General features: G+C 30.9%; 14 protein-coding genes. 5 read left to right on the forward strand and 9 right to left on the reverse strand.

Annotation, left to right across the window (positions count from 1 at the left end; all coding sequences use genetic code 11):
• Positions 1-55: 55 nt before the first annotated feature.
• Entirely contained in the window at positions 56-1456 is a 1401-nt protein-coding gene (locus ACNMOQ_RS10690; RefSeq protein ID WP_017001063.1) for an MFS transporter, read from the reverse strand.
• 194 nt (positions 1457-1650) lie between these two features.
• On the opposite strand from ACNMOQ_RS10690, the gene ACNMOQ_RS10695 reads away from it, so the two are divergent.
• Positions 1651-1983 (forward strand): hypothetical protein, encoded by a 333-nt coding sequence (locus ACNMOQ_RS10695; RefSeq protein WP_017001062.1) that lies wholly within the window; start codon positions 1651-1653, stop codon positions 1981-1983.
• 152 nt (positions 1984-2135) lie between these two features.
• On the opposite strand, the gene ACNMOQ_RS10700 is transcribed toward ACNMOQ_RS10695, so the two are convergent.
• Positions 2136-3068, reverse strand: a complete 933-nt coding sequence (locus ACNMOQ_RS10700) for a nucleoside hydrolase (RefSeq protein WP_017001061.1) — start codon at positions 3066-3068, stop codon at positions 2136-2138.
• 149 nt (positions 3069-3217) lie between these two features.
• On the opposite strand from ACNMOQ_RS10700, the gene ACNMOQ_RS10705 reads away from it, so the two are divergent.
• Entirely contained in the window at positions 3218-4522 is a 1305-nt protein-coding gene (locus ACNMOQ_RS10705; protein WP_416349815.1) for a TrkH family potassium uptake protein, read from the forward strand.
• Between the two features lie 145 nt (positions 4523-4667).
• Here ACNMOQ_RS10705 and ACNMOQ_RS10710 read toward each other — a convergent pair whose 3' ends face one another.
• The 3 genes from ACNMOQ_RS10710 to ACNMOQ_RS10720 all read right to left on the reverse strand — a co-directional run bounded on the left by ACNMOQ_RS10710 (position 4668) and on the right by ACNMOQ_RS10720 (position 8059).
• Positions 4668-5870, reverse strand: a complete 1203-nt coding sequence (locus tag ACNMOQ_RS10710; protein WP_416350403.1) for an IS110 family RNA-guided transposase — start codon at positions 5868-5870, stop codon at positions 4668-4670.
• A gap of 257 nt (positions 5871-6127) precedes the next feature.
• The gene (locus ACNMOQ_RS10715; protein ID WP_416349816.1) at positions 6128-7225 is read right to left on the reverse strand and encodes a DUF4352 domain-containing protein; all 1098 of its coding nucleotides are present in this window, start codon (positions 7223-7225) and stop codon (positions 6128-6130) included.
• 138 nt (positions 7226-7363) lie between these two features.
• Positions 7364-8059 (reverse strand): MBL fold metallo-hydrolase, encoded by a 696-nt coding sequence (locus ACNMOQ_RS10720; RefSeq protein WP_416350404.1) that lies wholly within the window; start codon positions 8057-8059, stop codon positions 7364-7366.
• A 167-nt stretch (positions 8060-8226) separates the two neighbouring features.
• Here ACNMOQ_RS10720 and ACNMOQ_RS10725 point away from each other — a divergent pair, with 167 nt between their 5' ends.
• The gene (locus ACNMOQ_RS10725) at positions 8227-8628 is read left to right on the forward strand and encodes an NUDIX hydrolase (RefSeq protein ID WP_017000722.1); all 402 of its coding nucleotides are present in this window, start codon (positions 8227-8229) and stop codon (positions 8626-8628) included.
• Here ACNMOQ_RS10725 and ACNMOQ_RS10730 read toward each other — a convergent pair.
• Entirely contained in the window at positions 8625-9125 is a 501-nt protein-coding gene (locus tag ACNMOQ_RS10730; RefSeq protein WP_070044931.1) for a GNAT family N-acetyltransferase, read from the reverse strand. The two genes, ACNMOQ_RS10725 and ACNMOQ_RS10730, sit on opposite strands and share 4 nt — an antisense overlap.
• Positions 9126-9307: 182 nt before the next feature.
• Here ACNMOQ_RS10730 and ACNMOQ_RS10735 point away from each other — a divergent pair, with 182 nt between their 5' ends.
• Complete coding sequence (locus ACNMOQ_RS10735; RefSeq protein WP_017000726.1) at positions 9308-9727, forward strand: YolD-like family protein; 420 nt, start codon at positions 9308-9310, stop codon at positions 9725-9727.
• Positions 9728-9814: 87 nt separating this feature from the next.
• On the opposite strand, the gene ACNMOQ_RS10740 is transcribed toward ACNMOQ_RS10735, so the two are convergent.
• Both ACNMOQ_RS10740 and ACNMOQ_RS10745 read right to left on the reverse strand, forming a co-directional pair.
• Positions 9815-10315, reverse strand: coding sequence for a GNAT family N-acetyltransferase (locus tag ACNMOQ_RS10740; RefSeq protein ID WP_416349817.1), 501 nt, complete (start codon positions 10313-10315; stop codon positions 9815-9817).
• Positions 10316-10328: 13 nt separating this feature from the next.
• On the reverse strand, positions 10329-10841 hold the full coding sequence (locus ACNMOQ_RS10745; RefSeq protein ID WP_017000729.1) for a GrpB family protein: 513 nt from the start codon (positions 10839-10841) through the stop codon (positions 10329-10331).
• 466 nt (positions 10842-11307) lie between these two features.
• Between ACNMOQ_RS10745 and ACNMOQ_RS10750 the strand changes: the two genes are divergently transcribed.
• Positions 11308-12510: an IS110 family RNA-guided transposase gene (locus ACNMOQ_RS10750; RefSeq protein ID WP_416350405.1), complete on the forward strand. Its 1203-nt coding sequence runs from the start codon at positions 11308-11310 to the stop codon at positions 12508-12510.
• Between the two features lie 186 nt (positions 12511-12696).
• On the opposite strand, the gene ACNMOQ_RS10755 is transcribed toward ACNMOQ_RS10750, so the two are convergent.
• Positions 12697-13890 (reverse strand): GTP-binding protein, encoded by a 1194-nt coding sequence (locus tag ACNMOQ_RS10755; protein WP_416349818.1) that lies wholly within the window; start codon positions 13888-13890, stop codon positions 12697-12699.
• Positions 13891-13905: the final 15 nt, after the last annotated feature.

Consider the following 13905-nt stretch of genomic DNA (forward strand, 5'->3'; position numbering starts at 1 on the left):
ATTTAAAAGAACGCCTCCTGATTTTTATTTAATATATTATTTTAATGTGACATCATTAATTTTTTTCACTTTCTTCAGCATGCCACCATAATGCATCTTTCGGATTTTCAAAAACTTCATGTAAATCCTTTTTATTATCAACGTTTGGATAAGATCCACGAAGCGATTTATTTGATGTTGTTTTAAACATAAACACAAATACAAGTAGTCCTATAACGTTAATAACAGTTAAATAATATGACGGTGCAATTTTTTGACCAGTTGTTTCTACTAAAGTTGTTAAAATAAATGGTGTTAAACCACCAAATACCGCTGCACCTATATTATAAACGAGCGATAACGTTCTTAATCTTACTTTCGTATGGAATATACTTGGTAAGACTGAAGGCATAACTCCTTCAAATGTTGACATGAATAAAGCAATAATAAATAGACCGATAATAATCATTGGTATAGAAGGTATACTCATAAACCAGAATGCTACAACTGAGAATAAACTGAAACCTATTAAACCAAATAATATTGTGTTTTTATTACCTACTTTATCACTGTACCATCCAAAGAAGAATACTGCTGGTATCATTGCAGCCATTGTTACTGTACTTAATACACTACTCATCGTACCACCTAAATCAATCGTTCCATTTAGGAATGATGGCATGTACGACAATACCATGTAGTTTGCAACGTTTAAAAATGCTACACCAGTGAAACATACAATGATATCTCTCCAATATTTTTTGAAGATATCCTTATAAGAATATTCGAGTTCTTCTTGTTCTTCTAAAGTTGATTCGTATGCTGGGCTTTCGTCTAGATTGTTTCTTAAATAAACCCCTACAATACCTAATGGTGCCGCAATAATGAATGGAATTCTCCAACCCCATGCTGCCATTTGTTCATCACTTAGTAATGCATACATAATACCAACTAATGCCGCAGCTAAAATATTCCCTGATAATGTCCCTATTTCAAGGCCACTTCCTAATTTTCCTCTTGTCTTATCAGGAGATGTCTCCGCTATGTATGTCATCGCACCAGCATATTCTCCACCAGTTGAGAATGATTGAACCATTCTAACAATAAGCAATAAGATTGGTGCCCAAATCCCGATTTGATGTTGCGTTGGAAGTAACCCTAACACTAAAGTAGAACATGCCATTAAAATAATGGTTGATGACAGAACAACTTTACGACCATGTTTATCCCCTATGTGACTGAAGAATATTCCTCCAATCGGTCTTACTATAAAAGCAAAAGCAAAAACTGCAAAGGTTGATGCCAACTGTATTTCTTTTGGCATGTTCCCGAAGAAATTCGAACTAATGATAACCGCTAGTTGAGCGTAAAGACCAAAGTCAAACCACTCAATAGCGTTACCAATACCTGTTGCAAATACGGTTTTCTTCGTTTTACTCGCATCTACAACATTGACGTTGTCTTTCTTAAACTTCATTTTTAAATACACTCCCCATTTATCTCTATATAAACATATAACCTATTAAAAAATTTTTAATCAAAATTTTTGAAATTCAATTTAAAATATTTCTTAAAATATTTTCATACCAATAATTATAGAAGTACTAATAAATTTACTTTTTCTATATTTAGCTCTATATTGAAATAAAGATATTTTTTAGGAGGGAATACATGTCAGGGTTTTACTTTTTAGTAATTGTTACAATAATCAGTGCTATTGTGAGTTTAGGATTTTCTTTAAATGCAGTCGCTGATAGAAAACAAAATCAAAAATCTCAAACAAACGCACTTTATGCTTTATCACGAAGTTTAGTTTTATTTTTATTATCTATTATCGCCTTATTTACTGGTAGCGCTGCTTTTTTAACTGGTGTTGCGCTCGCTGTTGCTTTAACACATATCTTTGATGGGTTTATTGGGATAATTTTAAAAAATAATTTTAAAACTTACGGCCCATTCATTACAGGTTTTTTACACCTTGTAATTATCGCAATATTTGCATAATATACATACTAACAAACATACAGCTTCGACGCAAAATCGCTATAATTCTATCATTTAATTAAAAAGCCACTCTGTTGAATCCTCAACAGAGTGGCTTTTCCTATATAAATTCTCACAACTTTAATGTATATATTATTTGTTCTAGAATAAACTTATATTTTCTTTGCTAAGTCAGTCATATAATCAAAGAATGCATCTCTATTTACATCATTAATAATATTAACGTTTCTTCCTTCTTCACTCTTGAATGTTCTACCTTGGCTTGGTCCATGAGTAAGTACACCTAGTTTTTGTTGTTCTTTTTGTACAAGCTCTGGTTTACCAACATAAGCAGTTGTTAACACATCCCATAAGAAGTACGTTGAATTTGTAACGAAATGTGTAAGTGGTGGAACAAGCGCATAACATATCCCTAAGAAATCTACACCTTCATAGTTTCTTTCATTCGCCCACCTTTTACGAACATCTGGTGTAAGAGGTACTTGATTTGTACTTTCTAATGCTACCATATCTATTTTAATATCTGTATCAAATACAACTTTAACCGCTTCAGGATCCCAAAAAGCATTCCATTCAGCTGTTCCATCATGTTCTGGTTCTTCAACGTTACCTTTGTCTAAAAGCGTACCGCCCATCCAAACTAATCTTTCTATACGTTCTTCTATTTTAGGTTCAACTTTTAAACTTTTAGCTAAATCAGTAAGAGGACCTGTAAATAACATTGTTACTTTTTCTTTGCTATTCATTAATTTTTCAATAATATCTTCGTATGCTTCTTTTTCTGAAACTGTTGAATGAATATTCATTTCTTCATTTAAAATAGGCATAGCATCTACATAAAATGCATGCATTCTCCAATCTTTAGGAAATGGATTTTTCCCTCTTTCATTTGAAGGTGCAACATTTAATTTTTGATTTGAAAAACGATTGATAATTTTGCAAGAAGCGCTCGTAGCAGGCTCAACATAACAATCCGCTCCGATTGCACTAACGCCTATTAAATCTACATCTTCCATTTGTAATAATAAAAATAGCGAAATTAAGTCATCCACGCCACCGTCATGGTTAAAATATACTGTCTTCATTTATATACCCTTCTTTCATTCCCAATAGCACCATTATACATAATAATTAATTTTTATTATATCAATTATTTAAATTTACTTGTTTATGTATCACTAAAGATATATACTCTCATTATTAAATGTAAAATTTTAGGATATGAGATGAAAAGATGAAAATATTTATAAAACTAATCATTTTTTATTTAAGTTTATTTCTGAGCACTACACTTATTGGTTCATTATTGCTCTTTCTACCTATTACAGGCAGGAAAACTATTTCTTTTATTGATGCATTTTTTGTAACCACAAGTGCCTTTACAGTAACTGGTCTATCTACTGTAGATATACCTAGCCAATTCAATACGTTAGGGTATATTGTTATTTTACTACTTATTCAAATTGGTGGATTAGGTATCGTCGCAGTAGCTCTGTTTTCTTTGATTTTATTTAATAAAAAAATTTCATTCTTAAACAGAGAATTATTAATGATTACTTGGAATTTCGATGAATTCGGTGGAGTTATAAAAATCCTTAGAAACCTATTTATATATACAATCATTGTGGAAAGTGCAGGTTTCTTACTATTATCAATCAAATTTCTACCATTATTCGGATTAAAAAAAGGACTTTTCATATCACTTTTTACATCTATATCTGCGTTTAATAACGCTGGCATATCACTATTTTCTAATAACTTGATGTCTTTTTCATCAGATTTATATATTAATTTTGTCGTATCTTTTTTAATAATTTTAGGTGGTATAGGACCATTAGTTGTTTATGATATTGTCGTTAAAAAACGTTTTAACAAACTGCACCTACATACTAAAATCGTGATAACAGCTACTGCTTTTCTAATTTTATTTGGTACATTGTCTATATTTTTACTTGAATACCATCATGGTCTGTCTAAATTATCAATAAAAGATAAATTATTAACTTCATACTTCCAATCTGTTTCAACTCGTACTGCAGGTTTTAATACAATAGAATTAAATCATTTATTACCAGCTACATATGCAGTTATGATTTTCTTAATGTTTATCGGAGCAGCTCCAGTAAGTAGTGCTGGCGGTATTAAAGTAACTACATTTGTTTTAATATTAGTATTTCTTTGGCAAAATATTAGGAATTATGAGTATCCTTATATCTTTAAAAGAACAATTCAATTTCATCAAATATCAAAAGCTTTATCTATCGCATTACTCAGCTTTATTTTGGTAATAATCGTGAGTTTAACTATGAACCTATTTCAACCAGACATTGCATATCATAAGCAATTATTTGAAGTAACTTCTGCATTTGGAACAGTCGGTTTGTCTACTGGTATTACTTTTGACCTCAACACATGTTCGAAATCACTAATTATTATCGTCATGATTGTTGGTAAAATAGGCATTATTACATTATTAGCCCTTCTAACACAACGAGATACATCTAATTACCGATTTGCTGATGGCAAAGTACATCTATAAAAAATGAGTCTGGGACATAAATAATTGTCCCAGACTCTCTTCCTACGATTAGTCAAGTGCTTAAGTTTAAAATAGTCATCACTTAATAAGACCGTCCAATTTTATTTTTTTGAATAAGGTGTTAGACTATATGTGATTATACGATTTAATGTGGGGACATTTCGTAATCGTATAGTTTATGTTTCATTATTAAATAATGAAATGTTTTTAATAGTCGATTAATACATGCGACAACAGCAGTCTTATGAGATTTCTCATTAGGCTGCTTTCTTAATTTATAGTAATAATCTACAATATGATTATTATAACGATGTTGTCCACGAATAATATTCATTATTACCAAAAATAATAAGCGTCTCGCCTTTTTATTACCTCGTTTATTGATGGTATCTCTATAATGTGTCCCACCAGATTGATATCGTTTGATATCAATTCCTACAAAAGCATTTAACTGTTTATTTGATTTGAATCGAGATATATCTCCAAGCTCACCGATTATCATGGCTGCAGTTAGATCTCCAATTCCTGGTATAGAATAAATAATTTCAAAGCAGTCAAGTTCTTGAGCTAATTGAATCATTTCTTTATCTAATTGTGATAATTGTCCAATGGACTTTTTCAATTTTTGAATTAATAATTGTGCTTTTTTAACCAGGAACGAAGATGAATTGACGTTAGGGTAACTATCATTCGCTAATTTAAAAAGTGTTTCTCCATAACTTTCTGCTTTTCGTTGAGATAATCCTTTATCTGTAGATTTTAAAATTGTAGAAATGATACTTTCCATATCATTTTGTTGAACAAAATCAGGATGAGTAAATATTTCAGCGATATTTAAGGCAATCATTGAATAACGATTTTTAAATAGTTTTTCTAAGCCAGGAAATGTTTGATGAAGTATCTCAATAATTTCAACTTTCAATCGATTTTGTTCATTTTCGAATTCTAGATGAAATCGAGCACGCTCACGTAATTCAAAGTAAATATCATCATTTGTATTATTTAAACTATCGGAATCATTAAAAAAAGGTGCTATTTGGGCTAACTTATGTGCGTCTGATTGATCTGTTTTCCAAGACCTTAAAGAGCTTGTTTTGAACTTTGCTTCTAAAGGATTCAACTCAATATAATTAATTTGGTTAACTCGACAGAACCGAACCATAGCTCTTGAATATATACCTGTGGATTCAAAAATTAATTTGGGCTGATTTACACGATTCAAATAATTTAATAAATAATTATAACCATTTTTGTTATTTTGAATAGTAAATTCCTTTTGGAATTTTTCATCAATATAGTGTGCAATCACACTATCTCTTTTACTAATATCAATGCCTAAGTAATCGATAAATAAAACCTCCTTAATAAATTTGAGAAGTTGTAACTTTACTGAACCTTTCTCATTTCACTTTCCTATACACGGTTTCGAGAACCCAACATACTACAATCGAATTTCAAAAGGCGAGAGTAAAGCTGACTAGTTTTTTTTACGGATTTCAAACCCAAGAGATCGCACAGTCTACTCCTCTCTATAACTATAAAAAATAGCTATGAAAAAATCTATCGTCATAGATTTCTTCATAGCTAATCTTAGTATGTTTTTTATTATTCATCTTCGTTAGATTTTGAGTCAGCTTTATCTTCGTTACTTGAGTTGTCTTTAGCTTTTTGTTCGGCATCCTCTTGAGCTTTTTTATCTGCTTCTTCTTGTGCTTGTTCCTCTTCTTTACGCTGTTGCTCTTCAGCTTTTTTATCTGCCTCTTCTTGAGCCTTTTTCTCTTCTTCTTCTTTAGCTTTCTCTTCTTCTTTTTGTTTTAGTTCTTCTTCACGTTTTTTATCCGCTTCAGCTTGTTTTTCTTCTTCTTGTGCTTTTTTATCTGCCTCTTCTTGTCTCTTCTTCTCTTGTTCTTCTAATTTTTTCTGTTGATCATTATTTTGGACCGCATTATTATTATATTGTTCTTCTGATGATGGTATTTGTTCAGTTGGTACTTCTTCTGTTGCTGGCGGTTGATTACTTTCAGTTTCTTTTACTTCTGAATTTTTAATATTCCAGTCTGCTTTATAAGTCTTATCTTCTGGCTTAAAGTTCATTTCTACTTTATAATTATCCGCTTCTGGTACATCATAATATAAATAACTATTTTCTGTGTCACCTTTTTTTAACTGATGTTGGAATCCAGGTGTATTTTCATTCATACCAAAGAATTGATTTTGACTTTCACCATCAATCGTGAGATCAAAAGCAGAATTATCCACTAGAATTTGCTTTTTATCTACATTTTTAAATTTATAATATACTTTTAATACTTTACCATTCTCAGGGTAGTAATATTGATCTTCAGGTTGAACAAACTCTGCCTTAACAACAGTAATTTCAAGTCCGTTCACTCTAATTTTATCTCCTAATTCCAAACCCTTCAGACCTTTTTCAGGCGTGTCTTCGAGCTTTTTAGTCTCAGTCTTTTTATCTTTCGTTTGTTGCTCGCCAAATAACTGGTCTACAGAATAACTACTACTTTTCGGCAGCGTTAAAAAAATCGAAACAAAACAAATTAACCCTACGAAAAATAGTGTTACAGTGCTTATTAACACTCCAACAAACTTACTTTTGTTCGCAATTTTTACAATAGTCGTCACCAACATCGTGACAAATGCTATAGATATTAAAATCCATACAAACGTAAAAATTAAACTGTTCATTTTTTCTCTCCTTATCGTATCTTTTATTTATCTTATAATAGCACGGATTATCTAAATAAAAATAATAAAACAAACTTTATTTCCTTTTTATAATCATTCCCTAAAATTTGAAATTTAAAATTAATTCACTAAACTTATTTACTCTTTCTCTTTTACTAACAAACCACCATGGTAACAAAAATATTTTGAAGCATTTAAATCAACAACTTTTTTTAATGAATGTTTTGCTTCTTTTAAATTCATGCTATAGTCCGGGTTTGCTACTATAAGCTCCTCACCTTCTTTTACTGCGGCATCACCTGTTATCACGCTATCTTCTGACTGTATGTATAAAGAAATGTGTCCACTTGTATGACCAGGGGTTTGCACAATCTCGACCTCTTCTTCTAGTATGATTGCACCATCTGTAACTTCTATATCAACTTCCACATGATCTAAAGATTCAAGTAGTTCAATGAACTGTGTACCTTTCTCTTTATCGTATTCAGGCATGCTTTTTAATAATTCTTCCGCTTGAGTAAGTCTTTCAGATTTTTCACTACCGTTTATATACTTTGCTTCTATGAAACTACTTATTACTTTTACGTGTTGGTATTTATCCTTAAAGGCTTTAAGAGCCCCTATATGGTCGTCATCATAATGAGTAATAATGATATTTTGTAAATTATTCATATCATAACCTAAGTTTTGAACAGATTCTTCTATCTTCGGTAAGAAACCGGGATACCCAGTATCAACAAGTGTTAAAGCCTCTTCTAACACGATGAGCGTTGGATATATAGCATGCTCATGCCCTTCATAATTAAACTTTATTTCTAATTCTTCTATTTGAATAGTCATAATAGAGCTCCTTTATTTTCTAACGGTCTTTTTCGAAATTGTTAATTATTATGATTCTCATTACAATTGCTACTATATAAAATGATATATATAATATTATTTTAAAGGAAACAAATTACATTAGAAAGGTTTTTGGCTTTTTAATTTTTAGGAGGGTTAGCATGATACCTAAACATATCGTTTCAGCTGCATGTATTGTATTAAACGACGAACAGGAAATATTACTAATTAAAGGACCTAAACGTGGTTGGGAGATGCCTGGTGGTCAAGTCGAAATCGGTGAACCTTTGCATGAAGCAGCTATACGCGAAGTAAAAGAAGAATCTGGCGCTCACATTGAAATCACCAGATTCTGTGGTATTTTCCAAAACACTACTGACGGTATTGTCAACACATTATTTTTAGCACACTACATAGGTGGCGAGTTATGTACGAGTGACGAAAGTTTAGAAGTAGGCTTCTTTACATATGATGAAGCAATGGAAATGGTTACGTGGAAAAATTTCAAAGAAAGAATCTCTTTAAGTCTGAATGAAAAAGAACCATTTCTTGTTACGTTCTAGTATTCATCTTTCAAGATACTATATACTAGTGTATCTCTATAACCATCTTTAAGTTTAATATTTTGTCTCAATATCGCTTCATGTCTCATTTTTAATTTTTGAAGTACGATTTCTGAAGCGGTATTATTTATGTCTGTTGAAGCCCATATTCTATTCAGTTTCAACACTTTGAAACCATACTTCACAATAGTTCTAGCTACATCTGTTGCAATACCATTACTCCAATATTCTGGATGGATAGTGAATTCAATTTCTCCACTATTATTCTTCTTATCACTTATTAATTGGATAGCACCTATAACATTATCCGTATCCGCATCTACTATTACATTGTACATCCAATCTTCATCTCTATTTAATAACGTTTGTACAAATTCTTCAGTCTCTTCATATGTTAACGGATCCCAAGTTTGATATTTCGCCACTTCAGGTAGTGAAGTATACGCGTGAATATCATCTAAATCCGATTCTTTTAAATCTCTTAAATAGTAATCCATCCTAATCCTCCTAATATTTCTATGCTTTATGACTAAACGATTGGGATTATCTTAACATAATTACATATCTATATAAACTAATTCCTATATATTTACTCAACTTTTATTGAAAGAAGATTTCACTTTACAAAACAGAACATATGTTCGTATAATAAAAGTATAATGTTTTTGGAGATGATAATGTGGTAAAAATAATTAATCCAGATATGCCTGAAGAATTTCAAAATGAGACAGATTACAGAAATATTCCAAGAGAATATTTAAATCCGAGAATTCCTCAAGGAAGAGGAATGATTAAATGGGCGCCATTTGCGACAATGCCACAGCAATTCGAAGAAATCTCACAATATATTAAAGATCAAACAAAGATAGAAAAACCTACACTTGATGAATCCGCGCTAGCTGATTTAAACCATGTATTAGCGGAAAAAATTTTCTATAATCCAAATTGCGAAATTAAATATTGGCACAATGGCTATATTAAACAAGTGAAATGTGAAATACATAAATTCAACTCCGAAATTAATATGCTACAAGTTATTAATCAAGAAAATAAACAAGTCATGTACTTAGATATGGACTGTATATTAGGAATAGAATAATGAAAAAGAATCGCCTGTAGATACCAGCGATTCTTTTTTGTCGTTTTTAGGTTTTTACGGTTCGATAATTTTGTTTTATCGAACCATCTATAAATAAAATCGCATCATATCTTCATCATAATATTGCTTTCCATCATAAATAGCCATCGGTTCAGTTGCAAATCTTTCAAAACCTAATTTTTTATAAAATTGAATCGCTCTATCATTCATAGATAAAACTGTTAAATCAATCACTTTTAATCTTTCTATACTAGATGCTTCTTTTATAAGTTCTTTCACTACGCTTTCAGAAACACCACTCCCCCTATCATTTTCTTTACAATACATAGCGACTATGTTCCCTTTATGTTGTAGCTTTTTAACGCCTTCTCTATAAAATGTTGCAACACATACAAGTTCATCATTTCTAAATCCACCATATGTAAATTTAGAATCAGTACTTTCTAAACGTTGTTCAAATCTACTAAAAGGATATTCAACCTCATCTTCATACAAAGAAGCAAAAGCTTGGGCATCAGTTTGCAAAGCTAATAATCTAAGCTCCCTAAATTCAATGGCATCAGTTTTATTTAATTTACGAATTTTCAATATAAATCGCCTCCTATTTCAGATTGTCAAACCACATCAAAGCTTCTTTTTCAATATTTCTCACGTAATCTTTTTTAGCTTTACTGTATTCTCGTGTGTCATGGTATTTACTTGCTAACATTTCTTTGTAGTGGCTATATTCTTGGGCAACCTTTTCATTTACTCTCAAATAATCTCTAAAAATGATATGTCTTTCTATTTCTTTATTTCCTTGTTCATATATATGTATATGATGGGTTCTGTTTTCTCCGCCTTTTCTTAATAGTCTTCTGCCACTAATACCCCATTCTCCCGCTACTTCGTAACCTAAGTTTATAAATAATGAGTTAAACTGATCGACCTTTTGAATATCACGTACTATAACCATCATATCGATAACTGGTTTAGCTTTCATCCCTTCAATAGAAGTACTTCCAAAATGCTCAAACTGAATAATTAAATCTCCTAAAATTCCCTCTAAATTTTTACACTCATTTTGATAAAGACTTTTCCAACTTTCTTTATATGAACTTAACCTAATCTTCAAATGATCACCCCTTATTTAATAAATAACATAAAATAAGTTCTTTAGTTCTATTTGGTCAACTTAAATTATCTAGTAACTTGTTTATTTCAATAAACTTTGAATTTTTAATAGACAAATTCGTTTCTTCATATGTTTCACGTTTCACTACTTCTTTCGAAGATATTTTTATACATTATGAATCTATTTCCACCAATATTACCATTATGTACAAAAAAACATACTAAGATTAGCTATGAAGAAATCTATGACGATAGATTTTTTCATAGCTATTTTTTATAGTTATAGAGAGGAGTAGACTGTGCGATCTCTTGGGTTTGAAATCCGTAAAAAAAACTAGTCAGCTTTACTCTCGCCTTTTGAAATTCGATTGTAGTATGTTGGGTTCTTGAAACCGTGTATAGGAAAGTGAAATGAGAAAGGTTCAGTAAAGTTACAACTTCTCAAATTTATTAAGGAGGTTTTATTTATCGATTACTTAGGCATTGATATTAGTAAAAGAGATAGTGTGATTGCACACTATATTGATGAAAAATTCCAAAAGGAATTTACTATTCAAAATAACAAAAATGGTTATAATTATTTATTAAATTATTTGAATCGTGTAAATCAGCCCAAATTAATTTTTGAATCCACAGGTATATATTCAAGAGCTATGGTTCGGTTCTGTCGAGTTAACCAAATTAATTATATTGAGTTGAATCCTTTAGAAGCAAAGTTCAAAACAAGCTCTTTAAGGTCTTGGAAAACAGATCAATCAGACGCACATAAGTTAGCCCAAATAGCACCTTTTTTTAATGATTCCGATAGTTTAAATAATACAAATGATGATATTTACTTTGAATTACGTGAGCGTGCTCGATTTCATCTAGAATTCGAAAATGAACAAAATCGATTGAAAGTTGAAATTATTGAGATACTTCCTCAAACATTTCCTGGCTTAGAAAAACTATTTAAAAATCGTTATTCAATGATTGCCTTAAATATCGCTGAAATATTTACTCATCCTGATTTTGTTCAACAAAATGATATGGAAAGTATCATTTCTACAATTTTAAAATCTACAGATAAAGGATTATCTCAACGAAAAGCAGAAAGTTATGGAGAAACACTTTTTAAATTAGCGAATGATAGTTACCCTAACGTCAATTCATCTTCGTTCCTAGTTAAAAAAGCACAATTATTAATTCAAAAATTGAAAAAGTCCATTGGACAATTATCACAATTAGATAAAGAAATGATTCAATTAGCTCAAGAACTTGACTGCTTTGAAATTATTTATTCTATACCAGGAATTGGAGATCTAACTGCAGCCATGATAATCGGTGAGCTTGGAGATATATCTCGATTCAAATCAAATAAACAGTTAAATGCTTTTGTAGGAATTGATATCAAACGATATCAATCTGGTGGGACACATTATAGAGATACCATCAATAAACGAGGTAATAAAAAGGCGAGACGCTTATTATTTTTGGTAATAATGAATATTATTCGTGGACAACATCGTTATAATAATCATATTGTAGATTATTACTATAAATTAAGAAAGCAGCCTAATGAGAAATCTCATAAGACTGCTGTTGTCGCATGTATTAATCGACTATTAAAAACATTTCATTATTTAATAATGAAACATAAACTATACGATTACGAAATGTCCCCACATTAAATCGTATAATCACATATAGTCTAACACCTTATTCAAAAAAATAAAATTGGACGGTCTTATTAAGTGATGACTATTTTAAACTTAAGCACTTGACTAATCGTAGGAAAGAGTATGAGAAATAAATTATTCCATAAAAAAAGAACCCGAGCGTGCTTTTGTCTCGGATTCTTTCCTATTTCATAAGTTTTATTGTAATACCCAACTATATGGATCTTTTAATTGTGACCAGTCTTGATCTATTTCATCTGCATTAATGAGACATTCATCTAATGATTTTGTAATTTCATCAACGTCTAAACCACTGCCGATAATAACAAATTGTGTTTCTCTATCTCCATATTCTGGATCCCAATTTGCTTTTACTTCAGGTCTTTCACTTAGTATTTCATTTTTTTGTGCTTCACTCATTGCATCAACCCAATATGTTATTGGATGGATATTAACGAATGAACCTGCTTGTGAAAATAGACAAGCTACGTGATTATATTGTGCTAACCATACAATACCTTTTGCTCTGATGATATTCCCTTGCATATTTTCCATCCATTTATTAAATCTATCAGCATGGAAAGGTAAACGTCTTCTGTATGCAAATGATGAAATACCGTATTCTTCAGTTTCTGGTGTATGACTAGCATGACCGCCTTCAGTCAATTCTTTAATCCAACCGGCAGAATTACTCGCCTTTTCAAAATTAAATAAGCCTGTGTTAACAACCTCTTTAATTGGTACATTAGCAAAGTTTGTTTTTATAAATTTAGCGGTTGGTTGTAATTTTCTTAATACATTCTCTAGTTGATCTAAATCTTTTTTGTCCACTAAGTCTGTTTTATTTAGAATCAACACGTCACAAAATTCAATTTGATCTATTAATAAATCAGAAATTGATCTTTCGTCTTCTTCACTAACACCTTGATCTCTATCAGTTAATAAATCTTCAGAGCGCATATCGTTAATGAAGCGGTGCGCATCGACTACTGTTACCATAGTATCTAATCGACAAATGCTTGTTAAATCGATACCTAGTTCATCGTCAATATATGAGAATGTTTGAGCAACTGGTACGGGTTCTGAAATACCTGTTGATTCAATTACAATTTGGTCTACATCTCCACGTTCTGCTATTTTTTGTACTTCTACTAATAAATCTTCTCTTAATGTACAACAAATACAGCCATTAGAAAGTTCGACGAGTTTTTCATCAGTTCTAGAAATACCCCCACCTTCTATGACTAAATCTTTATCTATATTGATTTCACTCATATCGTTTACGATGACCGCTATTTTTAAACCTTCTCTATTTTTTAAGATGTTGTTTAATAACGTCGTTTTTCCTGAACCTAAATATCCACTTAGTACAGTTACAGGTATTTTATTCAATTTGTTTCCCCCTAC

It is taken from the genome of Mammaliicoccus lentus (assembly GCF_947036595.1).
GTDB lineage: Bacteria > Bacillota > Bacilli > Staphylococcales > Staphylococcaceae > Mammaliicoccus > Mammaliicoccus lentus.

Bases quoted from the DNA above. Each gene is read 5' to 3' on its own strand.
- ACNMOQ_RS10730 (WP_070044931.1), bottom strand. From the start codon at position 9,125: ATGGATTACTATTTAAGAGATTTAAAAGAATCGGATTTAGATGATATT.
- ACNMOQ_RS10725 (WP_017000722.1), top strand. From the start codon at position 8,227: ATGATACCTAAACATATCGTTTCAGCTGCATGTATTGTATTAAACGAC.
- ACNMOQ_RS10705 (WP_416349815.1), top strand. From the start codon at position 3,218: ATGAAAATATTTATAAAACTAATCATTTTTTATTTAAGTTTATTTCTG.
- ACNMOQ_RS10700 (WP_017001061.1), bottom strand. From the start codon at position 3,068: ATGAAGACAGTATATTTTAACCATGACGGTGGCGTGGATGACTTAATT.
- ACNMOQ_RS10715 (WP_416349816.1), bottom strand. From the start codon at position 7,225: ATGAACAGTTTAATTTTTACGTTTGTATGGATTTTAATATCTATAGCA.
- ACNMOQ_RS10690 (WP_017001063.1), bottom strand. From the start codon at position 1,456: ATGAAGTTTAAGAAAGACAACGTCAATGTTGTAGATGCGAGTAAAACG.
- ACNMOQ_RS10695 (WP_017001062.1), top strand. From the start codon at position 1,651: ATGTCAGGGTTTTACTTTTTAGTAATTGTTACAATAATCAGTGCTATT.